This window comes from Neobacillus drentensis (assembly GCF_036966985.1).
Taxonomy (GTDB): Bacteria; Bacillota; Bacilli; order Bacillales; family Cytobacillaceae; genus Neobacillus; species Neobacillus drentensis_E.
Window position 1 is genome coordinate 2,037 of sequence record NZ_JBALSN010000203.1, and the last position, 2,329, is coordinate 4,365.

Annotated in this window: 4 protein-coding genes and 1 pseudogene; 4 read left to right on the forward strand and 1 reads right to left on the reverse strand. The window is 37.0% G+C overall.

Going from position 1 to position 2,329, the window contains the following annotated elements; genetic code table 11:
* Together V7659_RS13805 and V7659_RS13810 are read left to right on the forward strand one after the other, a co-directional pair.
* Positions 1–214, forward strand: a pseudogene (locus tag V7659_RS13805) (branched-chain amino acid aminotransferase); the annotation flags it as partial.
* An 83-nt stretch (positions 215–297) separates the two neighbouring features.
* On the forward strand, positions 298–1,071 hold the full coding sequence (locus tag V7659_RS13810) for a cobalamin-binding protein (RefSeq protein ID WP_335540477.1): 774 nt from the start codon (positions 298–300) through the stop codon (positions 1,069–1,071).
* A 59-nt stretch (positions 1,072–1,130) separates the two neighbouring features.
* Here the strand turns inward: V7659_RS13810 and V7659_RS13815 are convergent, their stop codons facing one another.
* Positions 1,131–1,430: a hypothetical protein gene (locus V7659_RS13815; RefSeq protein WP_335540478.1), complete on the reverse strand. Its 300-nt coding sequence runs from the start codon at positions 1,428–1,430 to the stop codon at positions 1,131–1,133.
* Positions 1,431–1,719: 289 nt separating this feature from the next.
* Between V7659_RS13815 and V7659_RS13820 the strand changes: the two genes are divergently transcribed.
* Entirely contained in the window at positions 1,720–2,034 is a 315-nt protein-coding gene (locus V7659_RS13820; protein WP_335540481.1) for a DUF3892 domain-containing protein, read from the forward strand.
* 34 nt (positions 2,035–2,068) lie between these two features.
* Positions 2,069–2,329 (forward strand): GNAT family N-acetyltransferase (locus tag V7659_RS13825; RefSeq protein WP_335540479.1); only part of this gene is annotated, 261 nt, incomplete at its 3' end.

Sequence of the window (2,329 nt, forward strand, 5' to 3'; positions counted from 1 at the left end):
AAAAACATTAAAGGAAAATTTGAATAGCCTTTTAAACGGGGATGAAGCGAAATTTGATTTAATGTTTAGTCAAGATGATGGCTTATGGAATTTGAATTTCGCCTTAAATTATGTCGAAGAATTCAGGGAAGAGTTAACCATAGGTGAGGCGTTTCAACTCATTTATCGCTTTTTATTTCAATTGGTGGAAGCGGTCGAAGGGGAACGGAAATAAATTTGGTCAAAGACGTATGGATAGTAATTGATACCCATGCGTTTTATGATTTATCGCTAAATAGGGAGGAGAGATGTTATAAGATGCGAGTCATTTCCTTATGCCCAAGTAATACGGAAATTATTGAATATCTTGGTTTAACACACTTATTAGTAGGAGTCGACGACTTTTCCGATTGGCCTACTACAATTGTGAGTCTGCCTAAATTAGGTCCCGATTTGTCAATTAATATGGATTTGGTTGAGGAATTACAGCCAGATTTGGTCCTTGCATCTTTAAGTGTTCCAGGGATGGAGAAAAATGTGGAAGCTTTACAGATACGAGGAATTCCACACCTTGTGTTAAATCCGCAATCACTAACAGACATTGAAAATGATTTAATGATAACGGCTGAAGCACTCGGTGAGCATCAACGTGGAGTAGAGGCAGTCAAGCAATTTCGTTATCGCCTTGAAAAAGTTAAACAGAGAGGTGCAAATCACTATTACAAGCCAAATTTGTACTGGGAATGGTGGCCAAAGCCAATTTTTACACCAGGAAAAATAAACTGGCTCACGGAGATTTCTGAGGCTGCTGGGGCTGTGAATATCTTTCAGGATGTGGATTTAGCAAGCGTTCAAGCGGAATGGAAGGATGTATTAAGCCGTAAACCCGATTTCATTTGTCTTGCTTGGGTAGGAGTGAGAAAAGAAAAAATCCACAAAAGCATTGTTAAGAAGCGGGATGGATTTGAAAAACTAGGATATGAAAGTGATGATCGAATTCTAATTCTTGAGGAAGAGCTCTACTGCAGACCTTCCCCAAGGCTCATTGTTGGTTTAGAAAGATTAGTAGAGTTAATCCATAGAATTCACTGAGTACATTGTAATGTTTAGGGAAAATAAAAAGGGAGGGATTAGTAGCCCTCCCCAAAAATTCAACTAAAATCCTGCTCTGAAATCGAGATCGCCGAACCTGTTGAAGTATGTGCGTTTATCCATCCTAGCGAGGTTTCCGATACATTCGTCCAATCGGGTATTACATCCTTATGCTGCTCGACCCAACTCATACAGTATTGTGGATCAATATTATAATCAAGGCACTGAGCTAAGAAAGATTGGATGGTGTCTTCATTGCAATTCTGCCATGACCCACATGTATTACTCCACACATTTTCCATTTTTGTTTGCAGCGAAACCTCATTAATAAAATTACTAAATTGGAATTCGTTTGGCATATATGTTCCTCCTTTATAAAAATTCACATTCTTAAGTATGTCCAATCTGAAAATAATTGAACAAAAATCCACCTTCAAATGAGTTTTAAAACTTACTTTTATATTTATACAAAAAGGTAAAATTATACTTACGAGGATTAATATTCTTCATTATTCCTAGGGATTGTGTAATAATCTTAATAAAGAAGCTGGTTGGATCAAAAGGAGAGTTGATATGGAAAACAAAAGAAAAACAGCTCTAATACTAGGTGCTACCGGACTAGTAGGAAATGAATTGGTTAAAATCCTCATCCAACAAAAAAATTATGAAAAAATTTATGAAGAGTACAAACAGAATAGTCAGCAGCAAGCTCAAAGGGAAGCAGGGAACAGTAACCCTGATGGTAAAGAAGAATTCGTGTCGGTTAGGAAAAACAATGATGGCGATATTATTGCTTTTAAAACAAGTGCGGGACGCGAGTTGGATTATATTTCGGCTTTGAATGATGCAAAAGCTGGAAAGATAGCTCATGTCGATGTCTTCCACAAATATGGTCGAGACATTATCCGCAGTGAACCAGACGGCATCAAAGAAAATAATCTTGATCAATTACCTGAGTTTTAATGAAAAAATAAGTAGCACCTAAAGGAGTATTACCATGCATTGGTATGAAAAGTTGAATCAGTATTTTCCTGTTGAAGAAATGAAATCCAGGGCTCACATGGAAACCTTACTGAAAGAACGTTCAAACATCTATCATAAAGATGAGGGGCCAAACCATGTTTTGATGTATGTGGAATTGGATAATTTTGTGTTCATTGATTATCTATTTGTTTCAAAAAATGCCCGTGGACAGGGACTTGGCCATAAGCTCTTAGAAAAGTTAAAACGAAAAGGAAAACCCATTATCCTTGAAGTA

What these genes read in the sequence shown, in the direction of transcription:
- V7659_RS13810 (WP_335540477.1), top strand. Translation starts at nt 298, where the DNA reads ATGCGAGTCATTTCCTTATGCCCAAGTAATACGGAAATTATTGAATAT.
- V7659_RS13815 (WP_335540478.1), bottom strand. Translation starts at nt 1,430, where the DNA reads ATGCCAAACGAATTCCAATTTAGTAATTTTATTAATGAGGTTTCGCTG.